The sequence below is a fragment of the Lactobacillus colini genome (assembly GCF_017874575.1).
GTDB lineage: Bacteria > Bacillota > Bacilli > Lactobacillales > Lactobacillaceae > Lactobacillus > Lactobacillus colini.
In genome coordinates this window covers 70,937-87,181 of the sequence record NZ_JAGGLU010000002.1, presented here as the reverse complement: position 1 = coordinate 87,181, position 16,245 = coordinate 70,937, and the positions used below count along the sequence as shown (strand labels likewise).

The window sequence follows — 16,245 nt, the reverse complement described above, 5'->3', positions numbered from 1 at the left end:
TGAGATAAGAGACTAAATACTAGTATCAAGAATCTTCTTGTTGTGAGCTTTAATATGGCTAAACTTACCATTAAAGATTAGGTTCAATAATGTTGCTGATAAGCTGGCAACTACGATTCCGTTACTTAAGAATAATTGGACTGTTTCTGGTAGTGCTGAGAAGATTTGTGGGTAGACGGTAACTCCTAGCCCTAAGCCAATAGAAATAGCAACAATCAAGATATTACGGTTATCTTCAAAGTCAACACCCTTGAGCATCTTCATTCCCTGGACGGCAATCATAGTGAACATCACAAGCATTGCTCCGCCTAAGACAGCACTAGGAATAATAGTTACTAAGGCACCAATCTTAGGTAATAAGCCCATGAACATCAATAAGCCAGCTGCCCAGTAGATTGGGCGCTTAGTCTTGATACCAGATAGTTGGAGCAAGCCAACATTTTGAGAGAAAGTAGTGTAAGGGAAGGTATTAAAGATACCACCTAAAATTTGAGCTAGAGCTTCAGCACGATAACCCTTCTTGAGGTCTTGTTCCTTAATATCCTTCTTTAATAAATCACCGAGGGCAAAGAAGACACCGGTTGATTCCACCATTGAAACTAGGGCAATGATGATCATAGTTAAGCTTGATGACCACTCAAAGCGAGGAGCACCGAAATAGAATGGTTGTGGCAAGTGGAACCAAGCAGCTTGACTAACAGGGGTAAGTGATACCATTCCCATCATCGCAGCAATCAGAGTCCCGCAGATTAAGCCAATTAAAACTGAAATTGACTTCAAAAATCCCTTACTCCAAACTTGAAAGACTAAGATAATTGCGACAGTAATGAAAGCTACGATTAAGTTCTTAGGATCACCGAAGCTCTTAGCAGTACTATCACCGCCGCCCATATTCTGAACAGCGACGGGGATCAAGCTTAAGCCGATAACTGTGATCAAGGTTCCAGTTACAACTGGTGGGAAGAGTTTTTTTATTTTGGAGAAATAACCAGAAATCAAAAAGACAAAAATTCCCGCTACAATGATAGAACCGTACATCGTTCCAATCGTAAACTTCTTACCAATCATTTGCAGTGGTGCAACAGCTTGAATGGCACATCCTAACACAACTGGCAATCCGATCCCGAAGTAACGGTTCCTCAATAGCTGCACTAGCGTGGCTACACCACACATAAAAATATCAATCGAAACAAGGTAGGTCATCTGTGTACTGTTGAATTTTAAAGCTGTTCCGATTAATAGTGGTACTGCAATGGCACCAGAATACATGGCAAGTAGGTGTTGCAGACCTAAGAGAGCGGCTTTTTTGTGGTTGACTTCTTTTTGCATTTTATTCTCCTACAAAGTGAACTTTTCCATCATCAAAATTATCAATATTAGCTAAGCTTTCTAAGCGTAAGTCGTGGTCTGTAACCCACTGGCTACCTCCTTGGAAGGCCTTAGCAACGACTACGCCAATTCCAGCAATACTGCTGCCAGCTTGGTTAGCCACATTAATCATTCCCTTGACCGCTTCACCGTGGGCAAGGAAGTCATCAATGATTAGTAAGTTGTCGTCTGACTTCAAGAACTTCTCTTCAACGCAGATCTTGTTGGTGACCTTCTTAGTGTAGGAGAAGACATCAGCCCAATAAACAGCATCATTTAAAGTGGATGGCTTCTTCTTACGAGCGAAGACCACAGGAACGCTTAATGCGTATCCTGCCATAACAGCAGGTGCAATTCCAGATGCTTCACAAGTTAAGATCTTAGTAACCCCAGCATCTTTAAATCGCTTGGCGAATTCTTCCCCAATTGCCATCATTAATTGAGGGTCGATTTGATGGTTAAGAAATGAATTAATCTTCAAGACATTCCCTGGCAGTACTTCACCATCTTGGCGAATACGATCTTCTAATAACTTCACTATTTCCTCCTGTAAAAACAAAAAAAAGGACATCCTTCACCCACTTGCCTTAGGTAAAAGAAGTCCTGTATCTAATCTCAGCACTAATAACCTATAGTCCAAAATTTATGGTTTTGGGTAGAAACTGTCGACCTTATTTCGACGATATATAAGTTTTTGACATATTTGACTGTAATTGTAACAGAGGAAGTTAGGATAAACAAGCCAAAAAATAAAAAGTTCAAAATTATTCTTGCTAATTAAAAATTCAAAAAGCGCTTAAAACATAGGTTAGCTTAATATTTTATCCAGCAAATTTAACTAACAAAAAATATCTTGATAAAAATATTATTCGTTTTTTACTTGACCAATTTAATTTTTGTTAGTAAAGTCTTTTAGTAAAAGAGATGGATTTTTATTTTTTTGTTTCAGGAGGATAGCGTGGCTAAGACTGATCTACGTGATTTCGATAAGATAATAGTACTAGACTTCGGGAGTCAGTATAACCAATTAATTACTCGACGCTTGCGTGACTTTGGGATTTATTCCGAACTTTTGGCACATGATATTAGCTTAGATAAGATTAAGGAGATTGCTCCTAAGGGGATAATCTTTTCTGGTGGACCTAATAGTGTCTATGATGACCATGCCTTAACGGTAGATCCTAAGATCTTTGAATTGGGAATTCCTATCTTGGGTATCTGCTATGGGATGCAATTGATGTCTAAAGACCTTGGCGGTAAGGTTGAGAAGGCTGATAACTCTGAATATGGTCGGGCTGATATTGATGTAGTTGATCAAGAATCATTATTATTTCAGGACTTACCAATTGAACAATATGTCTGGATGAGTCATGGTGATTTAGTAACTAAGGTGCCTGATGGCTTTGAAGTGGTTGCTAAGTCTGCCAATTGCCCAATTGCGGCAATCCAGAACCAGGCTAAGAACTTCTATGGCGTCCAATTCCACGCTGAAGTACGCAACTCTGAGTATGGGCTAGATATTTTGAAGAACTTCGCTTTTAAAGTCTGCAAGGCAGAAGCTAACTGGACTATGGATGACTTCATTGAGATGGAAGTGGCTAATATCCGCAAGCAAGTTGGTACTAAGAAGGTTATCTTAGGCCTTTCTGGTGGGGTAGATTCCAGCGTTACGGCTACGCTGCTTCATAAGGCAATTGGCGATCAATTAACTGCAATCTTCGTTGATCATGGAATGTTGCGCAAGGATGAAGGCGACCAAGTAATGCAAGCCTTGAACAAGGACTTGGGAGTTAATATTATCCGTGTTAATGCTCAAGAGCGCTTTTTGAATAAGCTTAAGGGAGTTACTAATCCTGAACAGAAGCGTAAGATCATTGGTAGGGAATTCATTGAGGTCTTTAATGAAGAAGCTAAGAAGCTTGGTGATATTGACTTCTTAGCTCAAGGTACACTCTATACTGATGTTATTGAATCAGGTACTAATACGGCTCAGACTATTAAGTCTCACCACAATGTTGGTGGCTTGCCTGAAGATATGCACTTTAAGCTGATTGAACCATTGCGCAAGCTGTTTAAGGATGAAGTGCGTGAATTAGGCGAGAAGCTAGGGATACCTCATGACTTAGTATGGCGTCAGCCATTCCCGGGACCAGGTCTTGGTATTCGAGTAATCGGCGAAGTTACCGAGGATAAGCTTGAGATTGTCCGTGAAAGTGACGCAATTCTGCGGGATGAGATTAAGAAGGCTGGCTTAGATAAAGATATTTGGCAATACTTTACCGTATTACCTGGTATTCGCTCAGTTGGTGTTATGGGAGATGGTCGAACTTACGACTATACAATTGGTATCCGGGCAGTTACCTCAATTGATGGGATGACAGCTGACTTTGCCAAGATTCCATGGGACGTATTAGGTAAGATCTCAACTAGAATTGTAGATGAATGTGGCCACATCAACCGCGTAGTCTATGATGTAACTAGTAAGCCACCTTCCACTATTGAATGGGAATAAAGTAGATATGTTTGTTAGTATTGGAATACTGATATATCAAGCTTTAGTAGGATATAAAACTACATAAAAGGGTATTAATTGGCGTAGAAGTATGCCAAAAGTATGCCAAAAAGAAACTTCTTAGTTATTAAAGCTAAGGAGTTTTTATTATACAGATAGCAATATTTATTCTTGAGTAAATTATATTTTTAAAAGATAATGGATTTAATGACAAAATAGAATGGATGATTGTAGTTATGGCAAGTGTTGAAGAAAAAGTAGAAGAATATTACAAACGTATATTTGATAAATATGGAATTCGTCATTTTGCGAAAACAGAAGAGATTAATGCTGAAATTGATAATGCTTTGAAACAAGCTACGTCAAAATCTGGTGGTATTGGTAACAATTATCCTGATATTAAGTTGTTGCTGGATAATGGTAACTCACGAAGAATACCGGTAATGATTGAAGCTAAAGGCAGTAAGGGTAAGTTAGAAAAGCTTGATAAGAATGGTCATATTATCCAAGTTACTAAGTTTGGTACAGATTCTAAGCCTGGTGCAAAAAATCCTCATAAAAAAGGTGATCCAAACTATTCAGCAATTACTACCTTTGCAACTAATGGTGCGTTACATTATGGTAAGGCTATTTTGGATAATTCTAATTATGATGAAGTTCTAATTATTGGGATTAATGGTAGTAAGTTGTCAAATGATGGTAAATTACTTGATTCAGAGCAAAAAGCTTATTATGTTTCAGAAAAAAATAATCGAGTACCAATCCATGTAAAACAACTTGATGAGTCATTTATTTTACTAAAGCAAGATAATTTAGATAAATTGTATTCTATTTTGGATAACTTGAGTCTTACTGAGGAAGAGTTGGAAGAGGTTAAAGCTCATACAGAAAATGAATTAGAATCTAAAATTAAAGCTATCCATCAACGGTTATATGACGATAAATCTTTAAAGACTACTTTAAGTACTAATGATAAATTATACGTTTTTACTGGCTTAATCATGGCAGGCCTACAAACTAAAGGTGTTGCGCGTTTAGAAGTAACGGATTTAAAGTCTAATGATAATGAAATAAAGAATGATGGAACTATAATACTTGATCAAATTGAAACATTTTTAACTGCCCGTCATGCTACTCAAGATAAAATTGACTTAATAACTTCATTATTGGGAAATGTTTTTAAAAATAAAACAATGTGGAAGCCTAATAATGGAGAAAGCTTAATAAGAAGCTTGTATGATCAAATTAGCAGAGATATTATTCCTCTGCTTGAAAGTAATTTGCATTTAGACTTTACTGGTAAAATTCTTAATTCATTAAATGATTGGGTTTCAATTGATAATGATGCAGCTAATGATGTTGTTTTAACTCCTAGTTACATTACACACTTCATGGCTGATATTGCTAGAACTAACAAAGACTCATTTGTTTGGGACTTGGCTATGGGGAGTGGTGGTTTCCTAGTTTCTGCTATGGATATTATGATTAAAGATGCTAAGAACAAAATTCAGGATAATGAGAAGTTAGAGCAAAAGATCCAAAATATTAAGGAAAATCAATTACTTGGTGTTGAAATTCTTGGTAATATTTATATTTTAGCTGTTTTAAATATGATCCTGATGGGCGATGGCTCAACTCACATGTTTAGAGATAACTCTCATGATATTTATCAAAACTTAAACTTTCCTGCCACGGTATTTTTGCTTAATCCACCATACTCAGCTGATGGTAAAGGCTTTGTATTTGTTGAAGAAGCTTTATCACAGATGACAACAGGGTATGCGGCTATCTTAATTCAAGAAAATGCTGGTAGTGGCAACGGATTGCCTTATACTAAGAATATTTTGAAAAATAATACTTTGGTAGCGTCTATTCATATGCCAAATGATGTATTTGGTGGTAAAGCTTCTGTTCAAGTTGCTATTTACTTATTTAAAGTTTCTAGACCGCATGAAGAAGATGACTTAGTAACTTTTATTGATATGTCTGAAGATGGCTACACTCGTCAAAATCGTAAGAAGTCTAGCCAAGAGGTTAACTTGCGTGATACTGATCATGCTAAGGAAAGATACGTAGAAGTTGAAGCAAGACTTTTAGGTAAGAAAGCCAAGACAGAATATTATACTGAAGCTAATGGAAAATTAATTAAGGATTCAATTACTTTAAATGGTAATGATTGGACATTTAGCCAGCACCAAGTCATTGATACAACACCTACAGAAGATGACTTTAAAAAGGTAGTTGCAGAATATTTGAGTTGGAAGGTAAGCGAACTGCTTGAGAATGGTGAAAATTATGACTGAATTTAAAAGTATAAAAATATCAGATATATTCTCTACGCCAGGCAAGGGTGATGTTGATCTTCAACAAAGTGACGTTAACGGTAAGGGTGAGTATTTTATTAACAGTGGTGAGACTAACTTAGGAATAAAGGGAAGAACTAGTAAACCAGCAAGAGTGTTTTCAGCTAATACTATTACAATTGATTTTTGGGGAAATGCTTACTATAGAGATTTTGAATATAAACTAGCAACGCATAATCATGTATTCTCATTTGATGATGATGTAATAAAGAATAAGGAAGTCGGTCTATATTTAGTTGGGGCACTTCGATTCTTGAAAAGTAAGTTCTCATACATGAATATGCTGACTTGGAATAAATTAAAAGAGCTAAAGATAACGCTACCTGTTGTATCAGGAACAAATGATATCGATTTTCAATATATGGAAGATCGAGTGAAGGCACTCGAACAAGATCGAGTGAAGGCACTCGCTAACTATTTAGCTGTTACGGGGTTGGATGATTATCAACTGACCGATATAGACAAAGAAGTATTAAGCTACAAGCCAGAATTTCATGAATTTAAATTTTCTGAAATATTTTCTGAACCTAAGAAGGGCGATGTAGACTTACAACAAAGAGATGTTAATGGTAAAGGCGAGTATTTTATAAATAGTGGCGAGACAAATCTAGGAATAAAAGGAAGAACTGATAGACCAGCACGAATCTTTCCAGCGGATACAATCACGATAGATTTTTTCGGTAATAGCTATTACAGAGATTTTAGTTATAAATTAGCTACACATAATCATGTTTTTTCGTTTGATGATGATGTGATCAAAAATAAAGAGGTTGGGATTTACTTAATTGGTGCGTTAAACTTTTTAAAGCAGAAATTTTCTTATTCAAACATGCTGACTTGGAATAAATTAAAAAAGTTAACGGTCGCTCTACCTGTAAAACCAGGTACTATAGATATAGATTTTGACTACATGGAGAGATATATTAAAGCTATCCAAAAGGTAACGATCAAGAATGTTGTTAAATATAAAGATGAAGTAATAAATGAAACAAAGAAAATAATTAGTTAGATTTACCTGTATTGAATAGAAAACATAAAACTAGAAAGTCGTTAAGTCTATTGGCTTAATGGCTTTTTTATTAAAAAAACATTAACCGATGCATATTACCGGCTGTACCTGTAATAAAGCTATATTTTTTAAAAACCAAATTATGAGTGGTATTTAATTGAAAACAGAATGGCTTATATATCAGCAGTTTTAAAGACTAAACAATATGAAAATAAAATGAAATTGAAACAATGTATCTGTACAAGTCTAGCAGTATCAATAAGTTAAGCAGTCTCTGTTTTATATATGACATTTTTTTAAACCTCTAAAAAGCAACCTTTTTCACTGACTTCATGAGAAACTTTATCTGCTGTCAAAAGATAACAAAAAATTTTTAGATGAGAGGTAAATTTTATGTCGGAAAATTCAGTTGAAGGTTCAACGTTTGCTGAGGTGTCTCAAAGTAAGAGAACACCAGTAGGAAGTGCCTTGGATGCCATGCTTCCTAAAGCAATTGGAACGATTTTTAAGCTTGTATCAGGTACTACTGAACAAGTTGAAGAGACTAAGGACGGAGTAACCAGTTCAGTTGATCGTGCAGTTTACACGGTACAGGTTCTTAATAGTGAACTGTTACCGTTAGGTACAGAGTTAGTAATAAAAGTTAAGGGGCAAAAATGTATTCTTTCTGAGAATCAAAATCTACAACTTTTACTTAGCCAAACCCTTTATATTGTAAAATTTGAAGATATTTCAAGGTGGTCCTTCAATTCAATGGAGGGTTTGAATGCCACGAAAATTGGCTTTGTTAAATTATCACCTGAGCAGTTGGCACAAGTTATAAATAGGGGAAAGTAATGTATGAGGTTTAATATTGACGACCATTATCACTTAAATGGCTTTCTTTTGACAGTTGGTACCGTTATAGGATTAGTATTAGTGGGCTTTACGCATTCGATTATTCCCTTAGTTATATGTGCAGCAGCAAGTCAGTATAAATGGATAAGTGATTTATTAAATCGCTTGATTCATCCTGATGATGTTAAAGCTCTTGAAAAAATTTCTACTTCAGGAAAGCTAGCAGATAACAAAGATAGCTATACCTTTGGAAGATATAAAGATGCAGCTAACTTCAAAGTTAAAAGGTTTTCGAGTCATATTTTGATTAGTATAGACCCCAATGGGATAAAAAATGCTGAAAATATTACTGATTTAGCTGGTGTGATTTCTGATGCTTATGGAAGACCAGCTTACTTGGTAAAAAGAAAACCAGGGTTGGTAGTATATAGGATTGACTTAGAAGATACTCAAAAGGAGAAAGTTAGTGAAGATGACTTTTAAAATTTGTCTTTCGTCAAATTGTGAAATTAGCGTGAAAGCATCACCGCATATTTTAATTAGCGGGGTTACTGGAAGTACAAAAACTAACACTATTTTTGATATTTTGCTAAGCTCTCTTTCTACACAACGTGGTATTGGTGCAAGGGCTTATGTTATAGACGGTAAAGGCTCGGATCTTGCCAGTTTAAAAAAATTTCTTCCTGTTGCAATAACCCCTAGTCAAGCTGCGGGTATGTTGCGTGTGCTTACTAAAGATATGAGAAGAAGATATGAGAATTTCTCTGGTGAGTTTGGTAAAACGGCAGCTGACTACATGGATGAGGATGGTAGATCTGTGCAGCAAGTAGTAGTAGTTATTGATGAACTTGCTGTTTTGCTCCGAGATCCAAAGATTAAAGGTGAAATTCAAAGATATCTTTTCGAACTTCTTGTTGCTGCAAGACAAGCATCTATCTATGTCGCGGCTTCGGCCGCTAAAAGGTAGTTGTTGGTATTCAGCGTCCTTCTGCAGAAATTATTTCAAGAGATATGACGTTACAGTTTAATAACAGATTTTTAATGGCCTCTAATAGCAGTGATCTTGAAACAAAGCGCATGTTATTCCCAATGACAGATGCTAAATCTCTACCGTTAACTCAGGATGTCAAAGGTGCTGGACTTTTTTACCATACAGGTCTAATGGTTCCGCGTCCAGTTTATTTTCCGAATATGGCTGAAATAGATATTCCAAAGGTCGTTAAAAGATTGGTACAGGAAAATAGTAGCTCAAACAAGTTTATAAAAGAAAACTATTGGGAAGAGCCATAGATGTTTTAAATTTTACTGATAGGGTGACAGCCAGAGGCTGGCAAGTGGAACGTCCCTAAGCAGAGCGTTCAGTAATACACCCACTATTACTATTAGGTGGGTATGTCGAAATAGAGAAAGGCGAGCAAATATGACAAAAATATTCGCTACCGTTGATCAAGTAACTATTAATTTACCTTATATAGATAAATTTAGTGGTCAAGATAGTGCTATTACATATGCCGAAAAGCTTCATTTAGAGGAAGTTTTGGGTGAGATGAATAAAGGTAGGGGACTAAATTATTATTCTGAAGCTATTACTTTTTATAAAAATCAAGTAAAGATTATGTGGAATGATAAAAGAAAGTCTCAAGGAATTCTACTTTATTTCACTGCAACAGGATATAAGGCTTGGAAGAGCTTAGGCCGACTTCAAGGTTATTGCTTTGATTTATTAAATCTAGTTAGCTTTATGACAGAAAATCATGCAAAATGGTTTACTCGTTTTGATGATGCAATTGATATTTTTGATAGTGATCTCACAATTGAAGATTTATATCAGCAAGTCGACATTGGCAAAATTTTGGTTTTAGATGGGTTAGGTCGTCGAATAAAAACGGAGAACCAGAGGTTTTATGGTCAGGATCGTAAAATGACGGGTTTTACAGTTGGATCTAGATCTAGTGATAATTATCTTCGTATTTATGATAAGAAGATTGAGCAAACAAGAGAAGATGCTGCTTATTTAGATCTTGCAAGAGCTTGTAAGTCTTGGATTAGGATTGAAGGCGAATTCAAGCATGACAAAGCTAAAGCAATCTTAAAAGATTTGTCATCCTTTGCTGAAAAAGATGATAAAAACGCTATTCAACAAAAATTAGTCGGATATATCATTGGGCAATGGCAACTAACTAATAGTGATAAGAGACCTATTAAACTTTGGCAACAATTAAGTAGATTAGCAGATGGCAAAGGTGCTATTTTACCTCTTGAACCTAGGTTGACTGATCGTTTAGTACAGGAATTAAAGTGGTTTTTAACAGGTGGAGCAGCTGGAGTTTTTTATAGAGTGTCTGAGCTTTTTGGTGAGATTGGAAAAGCGGATTTTTTACTATTTATGTTTGAGTATGTATCCAAACCAAATAGAAAAGAGCATTTTTCTATTCCCAAAAATATGACGAGTGATCTTGAGCTTATTATAAAGCAACATCCTAATATCCAAACGATCAATTTTTATTTAGATAAAGCAGTAAAAGAAATTGAAAAGGATAAAGAAAAAGATACTAGGCATACCGACCAAAGCAATGACTAGTATCTATAGTGAACATATCATAGATGAAATAGTTCACTTTCATTATCGGCTTATTTTGATAGATATGGAAGATCAAAATGAAAAAAATACTACTGGATTACACAGACCTGAGAAAAATGGGCTTTGGTCAGAGCCAAAGTAGAAGAATCATTTGTCTGGCTAAAAAAGAACTAGTAAAACAGGGATATGGCTTTTATAATGGTAAAAGAGTAGGTTTAGTGCCTGCTAAAGCTATTGCTGATATTATCGGTATTCCTCTTAAGGAGGAAGATAGATAATGGCAAGGATGAAAACGCGTTATCCTAATGTGTACGTTGACGAAAAAGGAAAGTTCTTTTATCAGATTTTTATCGGTGAAAATTCTGAGGGAAAGAAAAGATTTAAGAAAGGCAGAAGGGATGCGCAAAAGCGTCCCTTTTCTTCTGCTAAAAAAGCCTATGAAGAAGCTAAAAGAGTACAACAAGAATATTTAAATATCGCTGTTGATGATATTAGCTATGCCAAATTCATGAAAGATAAGTTCTTACCTAAGTATAAAGGTGATGTTGAAGAGTCAACTTATAACACTCATAGCAGGATGTTTGATAAAGCTATTGACTTTTTGGGTGATCAACCCTTAAAACAAATTTCTGTTAGCGATTGTGAGAAATATAGAACATGGCTCTTAACTGACGCTGGATATTCGCAAAGTTATGTAAGTCTTGTTTATACAGCTTTTAGACAATCTTTGGATTATGCAGTAGAAATTAATCTAGTTACTTCTAATGTATCCCTTAGAACTAAATCTGTTCCTAAAGGCAAAGCTATAGAAAAATATTGGACTAAAGAGGAATTTGAAAAGGTATTGAGTTGTATTTCAACGGAGAGCTTTTATGAAAATGCTATTTATATGACTTTTCTTTTCTTCTATCGCATGGGCTGCAGAGTTTCAGAAGGCTTTGCATTGAAGTGGTCTGATGTTGACCTTGAGAATGGTAGAGTTAGAATCTTTAATAATATGCACTATCGTAGTAAATTGGATTACGAAATTAAGCCTTATACTAAGACTGATGCTGGAAAAAGAACTCTAACAATTGATGATGAACTTTTACAATTATTGAAAGAGTGGAAAGTACGGCAAGCTAAAAACGGTGTATATGACTTTGTGTTAAGTTTTGATGATTGTCCGCTTAACAAGTCTACTTTAAGTAGATGGCTTAAGAGGTATGCAGAAATAGCTAAGGTACCTAGAATTAATGGTAGAGGATTAAGGCACTCTAACGCTTCTTATCTCATTGCAGAACTTGGGGCAGATATTTTAACAGTAGCGCATCGTTTAGGGCATAAGTCGCCGATGGTAACTTTAAAGTACTATGCCCATATGTTTCCTGATAATGATGTTGCTATTGCATCCCGAATGGAAGGAAGCATGAAGATTAAACCAGCTAAGGTATCAAAGGTTAGTTTTAATGGCAATCAAAATATTAGTGGTGACAAAATTAATGGTATGCCAAAAGTATGCCAAAATAAGAAGAAAGTAGTTTAAATGTTGATATAAAAGGAACGTATCTTATTCTTTGGGAATAAGATATTGATAAGTATAAAATACTCTTTGATTGTTGCAATCGAAGAGTTTTTTTGAAATTACATTAACCACATTTTTTAGATGGTGCTAGAATAACTGTTGAAAGAAAAAAACGATAAAAAGTGATCGTTAAATTTTCTAAAATCGAGGCAATAATCATGAAAGTCAAGAATTTATTGATTGCAGCAACGTTATTTGTATCTTCTGCTAGTATTATCAGTGCAGCACCAGAAATGGTTAGTGCAGCACCGTCAACTTCAATGCAGCAAAATGTTTCTATCAAAAATACCAGCCTGACCAAGCAAGGATACATAGTTAGATTAAAACAAGACTCTTCTATAAAGGTGTATGTTGGCAAAGGTAACTATAAGAAGCTGTCTAAGAGTGTCATTCCACTCAAGAATGCTAAAACTGTTAGCACCAGGGCAGTAAAGAATGTAAAGTTCAGAATTGAAAAAATTGCCTACATGAAGTCAAAAGGCTTAGGTGCACCCGAATATCTAATTGCTTCTAAGAATAAAAAGTATAGTACTTGGGTAACTCAAGCTGACTTAGAATACTATTATTTGAATAGTAAGTCGATGAAAAATGTTAAAAAATACCTTACTAGAATTGCCAAGAGATACAGTAGCAATGCGGACGATCCCCGCGGTGGCAGCTTAAAAGATAAAAAGAATCTCAAAGACTTTAATTCAGCTGTTAAAGCTGCTAAAAAATTGCCAGCTAAGCAAAGGAAGTTTGTTCTAAAGTCTCTAGCTGAGCAAAAGAAAGTTGGCAATACTAACGAAGTTGGTAATAATATTTTGTTCTTCTCAATTTTTTAAATGAAAAAGCTCTCAAGTTTTAAGGCTTGAGAGTTTTTTGTATAATTATAGAAAATAGAGGGATTATTTCTGAAAATATTGGAAAGATAGATATTTTATTTAGGAAGATTAGAAATCCAGAGATGTTAATCTATAAATTATTGGAAAAACGCGATTATTATTTGTTAAACAGTAACACAGCTAAATCTTCAGAAATAAATAAAATATTAAAAAATTCGAATATAAGTTTAAAAAAACATATGGTCTATAGACCATATATGGACAAATAATTAATATTAATGGTATATTTTAATCATAAATATTAAAATTGAGACAAGATAAAAAAGCTTATGGAGAAGTAAATGAAAAAACTAAGTTCTTTTAAGCAGTATATTTTACTGCTTTTTTCTACATATAAATTATTTTTTAAAGCGGCCAAGCTAGTAGCCATATTTGTTGTATTACTTGCACCAATTCAAGCACTAGCTTCAGTTATTGCAATTAATTCTGCTCAAGAAGTTGTCAGCCAAGTATCTAATCATCAAAGCTATTTTAATCAGCTTATCATATGGATAATTGCTACTGCTCTAACTCAATTATTGCCGCCAATTGCGACTTCAGTTCAGGGAATTTTAACAGATAAGCTAACTGGATATATCAACGTTTCATTAATGAAAAAGTCTCAAAAGTTACAATTTTTGGCTATTTTTGATGATAGTAATTATTATGACGATTTAAAGATGCTAAAAGATGATGCAATGTGGCGACCAACGAACTTAATAGTCTTTGGAGTCGCTATCCTGCAACAGCTGTTAACTTTTATATTCATGCTAATTTTGCTTGGTAGGTATAATTTATGGCTTGCTTTGGCACTGGTTATTGTCATGATACCGCAAAGTATCAGCTATTATCGTGTACAGCAAGAAGCATTTGAAACAATGGTTACCCGGAGTAAAAATGCCCGTAAGCTTGATTATTATAGTGATGTTCTATTAGGTAGACGGGATGCCAAGGAAGTCCGACTCTTTAACATGTTTCCGGCTATAATTAATAATTATTTATCTTTGTTTAAGAGTACGCGTAAGGAAGTTGACAAGGTACGCATTAAGCAAATTTATATTAGTACCTTATTTTTATCGTTGTTGGTAATTGTTTCTGGAATTGGCTTTTTCTGGTTTAGTCATCAAGTAGCTGCTAGATTATTATCAGTAGGTGTGCTACTAATGTTCATTTCGGTTATAGCGTCTTTATCTAATTCTCTTAGCGTTTTAGTAACTGATACAAGTATGCTGTATGATTCTCTGCTTTGGATTAAGAAGTATAATAAATTTCAGAATTATACCGACTCTTTCGAGAACGGTAGTCAGGAATTGCAGACAATACATGACTATCAAATTAAAAATATTAGTTTTACTTATCCTTTTTCAGATACAGAAGTACTGCACAATATCAGCTTTATGGTTAAGAAAGGCGAAAAGATTGCGATTGTCGGTGAAAATGGCTCAGGTAAATCGACTTTAATCAAACTATTGATGCGTTTCTATGATCCAAGTAATGGGGAAATTTTAGTTGATAATATTGATCTGAAAGACTTAAATATCTTTAATTACCGCCAAAAATTATCCGCCACATTTCAGAATTTTTCTAAATTTAAATTGAGCTTATTTGATAATGTTTCTGTATTTCGATCAAGTGATGAGCAGCTAGTTAAGTCATCTTTGTATAAGGTAGAATTTAATAAAGATTTGAGCTTGGATACTATTTTAAGTAAAGAATTCGCAAACGGAACTGACTTGTCGGGAGGTCAATGGCAAAAAATAGCTTTAGCAAGAGATTTCTATTCACAGGCTCAAGTTGAGTTTTTAGATGAACCTACAGCTGCTTTAGATGCAAGAAGTGAAAATGAAATTTATCAAAGATTCCTAGCTGAAAACCAAGGAAAGACTATTTTCTTTGTTACGCACCGCCTTTCAGCTGTTTAAGTATGCTGATAAGGTCTTATTTCTAAAGCAGGGTTGCCTTTCAGGCTTTGATACGCATGAGGAATTAATGAAGAAGAATCAAGAATATAGAGATCTATACAATTTGCAGAAGAACGCCTATATCTAATAGTTTGCACAATGAAAAATCCTTAACCGGTAATGAGGCTAAGGATTTTTTATTAAACAATATTAATTTACGTGCACGGCAAATGATGGCGTGTAGTATTGGATACTACCTGTTCTAACCGTTTGACCAGGTGCAGGAGCCATTACATATTGCCCGCCGCCTAAGGCAATGGCAACATGGTATGCTGAACCGTAAGAGCCCCAGAAGTAGAGGTCGCCAGGTTGTGCTTGTGAAATGTCAATCTTAGTACCCGCATATTCTTGCTGGTAAGTTGTGCGCCCAATATTCTTGCCAAACTTGTTAAAGACATATTGAACAAATCCAGAACAATCAAAGCCGGCCGGACTAGTTCCGCCGTAGACATAAGGTGTTCCTAGAAATGATAATGCATAACTAGTAATTGAGCTTACATCAACTGAAGAGGCACTAGGAGCTTGAGAAACGGTCTGCTTACTGGTTGAAGTAGTTGTCGTTGTCTGGCTAGTGACAGTAGTTGTTGTTGAAGTAGAAGCTGCATTTGTTGAAGTGTTGGATTGTTGTTTGTTTTGACTAGTAGTGGAGCTTACAGTTGAATTATTAACTGTATTAGTTGGATTTACAACTGAAGCAGCATTACCAGCAATCTTCAAGCTAGCACCAGCATAGATCAAGTCGCTTGATAAATTGTTAAGTGACTTTAACTTGGCTACAGTGGTGCCGTATCGTCTAGCAATTGAACTAAGAGTGTCTCCACTCTTGATAGTAATTGAAGTTGGGTTGGTAGAACTAGTAGTATTTGGAACTTGAGTGTTAGATGCTTGGCTACTAGAGCTTGAATTAGTAGAAGTTGGGATCTTAATAGTCTGACCAACGTATATCAAGTGAGTAGAGGTGTTGATATTATTCAACTTCTCAATTGAATTGATACTTACACCGTACTTATAAGCAATCTCGCTAACGGTATCGTTAGCCTTAACATGATAACTAGCGGCCATTGCAGTATTAGCGGTTGTCATCAGCATTCCGGCAGCGCCAAGTGCAGATAATATGGTCTTGTGTAATTTCATTTAAATGTTTCCTTTTTTCTGTGTGATGTGGTGGCAGATTAATGCTGTAGACT

The 16,245-nt window shown here is 35.3% G+C and carries 14 protein-coding genes, 1 pseudogene and 1 riboswitch; of the genes and pseudogenes, 12 read left to right on the top strand and 3 right to left on the bottom strand.

Annotated elements, in window-relative coordinates:
* Nucleotides 1–12 precede the first annotated feature (12 nt).
* The gene (locus J2Z60_RS02345; protein ID WP_209686021.1) at nt 13–1,329 is read right to left on the bottom strand and encodes a nucleobase:cation symporter-2 family protein; all 1,317 of its coding nucleotides are present in this window, start codon (nt 1,327–1,329) and stop codon (nt 13–15) included.
* A 1-nt stretch (nt 1,330) separates the two neighbouring features.
* Nucleotides 1,331–1,906, bottom strand: coding sequence for a xanthine phosphoribosyltransferase (locus J2Z60_RS02340; RefSeq protein WP_209686019.1), 576 nt, complete (start codon nt 1,904–1,906; stop codon nt 1,331–1,333).
* Between the two features lie 74 nt (nt 1,907–1,980).
* A riboswitch (purine riboswitch) is annotated at nt 1,981–2,078 on the bottom strand.
* A gap of 248 nt (nt 2,079–2,326) precedes the next feature.
* Between J2Z60_RS02340 and guaA the strand changes: the two genes are divergently transcribed.
* The 12 genes and pseudogenes from guaA (at nt 2,327) to J2Z60_RS02280 (ending at nt 15,146) form a co-directional block, all read left to right on the top strand.
* Complete coding sequence (gene guaA / locus J2Z60_RS02335) at nt 2,327–3,880, top strand: glutamine-hydrolyzing GMP synthase (protein ID WP_209686017.1); 1,554 nt, start codon at nt 2,327–2,329, stop codon at nt 3,878–3,880.
* A gap of 236 nt (nt 3,881–4,116) precedes the next feature.
* The gene (locus J2Z60_RS02330; protein WP_209686015.1) at nt 4,117–6,183 is read left to right on the top strand and encodes an HsdM family class I SAM-dependent methyltransferase; all 2,067 of its coding nucleotides are present in this window, start codon (nt 4,117–4,119) and stop codon (nt 6,181–6,183) included.
* Complete coding sequence (locus J2Z60_RS02325; RefSeq protein WP_209686013.1) at nt 6,176–7,252, top strand: restriction endonuclease subunit S; 1,077 nt, start codon at nt 6,176–6,178, stop codon at nt 7,250–7,252. Before J2Z60_RS02330 ends, J2Z60_RS02325 begins: the two co-directional genes overlap by 8 nt.
* 393 nt (nt 7,253–7,645) lie before the next feature.
* Nucleotides 7,646–8,089, top strand: coding sequence for a hypothetical protein (locus tag J2Z60_RS02320; protein WP_209686011.1), 444 nt, complete (start codon nt 7,646–7,648; stop codon nt 8,087–8,089).
* A 3-nt stretch (nt 8,090–8,092) separates the two neighbouring features.
* Complete coding sequence (locus J2Z60_RS02315) at nt 8,093–8,572, top strand: hypothetical protein (protein ID WP_209686009.1); 480 nt, start codon at nt 8,093–8,095, stop codon at nt 8,570–8,572.
* Nucleotides 8,562–9,056, top strand: coding sequence for an FtsK/SpoIIIE domain-containing protein (locus J2Z60_RS02310; protein WP_209686007.1), 495 nt, complete (start codon nt 8,562–8,564; stop codon nt 9,054–9,056). Before J2Z60_RS02315 ends, J2Z60_RS02310 begins: the two co-directional genes overlap by 11 nt.
* A gap of 44 nt (nt 9,057–9,100) precedes the next feature.
* Complete coding sequence (locus J2Z60_RS02305; RefSeq protein ID WP_209686005.1) at nt 9,101–9,379, top strand: hypothetical protein; 279 nt, start codon at nt 9,101–9,103, stop codon at nt 9,377–9,379.
* A gap of 130 nt (nt 9,380–9,509) precedes the next feature.
* Nucleotides 9,510–10,670, top strand: a complete 1,161-nt coding sequence (locus J2Z60_RS02300) for a replication initiation factor domain-containing protein (RefSeq protein WP_209686003.1) — start codon at nt 9,510–9,512, stop codon at nt 10,668–10,670.
* Nucleotides 10,671–10,747: 77 nt separating this feature from the next.
* Nucleotides 10,748–10,948 (top strand): DUF3173 family protein, encoded by a 201-nt coding sequence (locus tag J2Z60_RS02295; RefSeq protein WP_209686001.1) that lies wholly within the window; start codon nt 10,748–10,750, stop codon nt 10,946–10,948.
* The gene (locus tag J2Z60_RS02290) at nt 10,948–12,195 is read left to right on the top strand and encodes a tyrosine-type recombinase/integrase (protein ID WP_245328684.1); all 1,248 of its coding nucleotides are present in this window, start codon (nt 10,948–10,950) and stop codon (nt 12,193–12,195) included. The genes J2Z60_RS02295 and J2Z60_RS02290 overlap by 1 nt, the downstream gene beginning before the upstream one ends.
* A gap of 197 nt (nt 12,196–12,392) precedes the next feature.
* The gene (locus tag J2Z60_RS02285; RefSeq protein WP_209685999.1) at nt 12,393–13,058 is read left to right on the top strand and encodes a hypothetical protein; all 666 of its coding nucleotides are present in this window, start codon (nt 12,393–12,395) and stop codon (nt 13,056–13,058) included.
* Nucleotides 13,059–13,399: 341 nt separating this feature from the next.
* Nucleotides 13,400–15,146, top strand: a pseudogene (locus J2Z60_RS02280) (ABC transporter ATP-binding protein).
* A 62-nt stretch (nt 15,147–15,208) separates the two neighbouring features.
* Here J2Z60_RS02280 and J2Z60_RS02275 read toward each other — a convergent pair.
* Nucleotides 15,209–16,192 (bottom strand): C40 family peptidase, encoded by a 984-nt coding sequence (locus J2Z60_RS02275; RefSeq protein WP_209685997.1) that lies wholly within the window; start codon nt 16,190–16,192, stop codon nt 15,209–15,211.
* Nucleotides 16,193–16,245 lie beyond the last annotated feature (53 nt).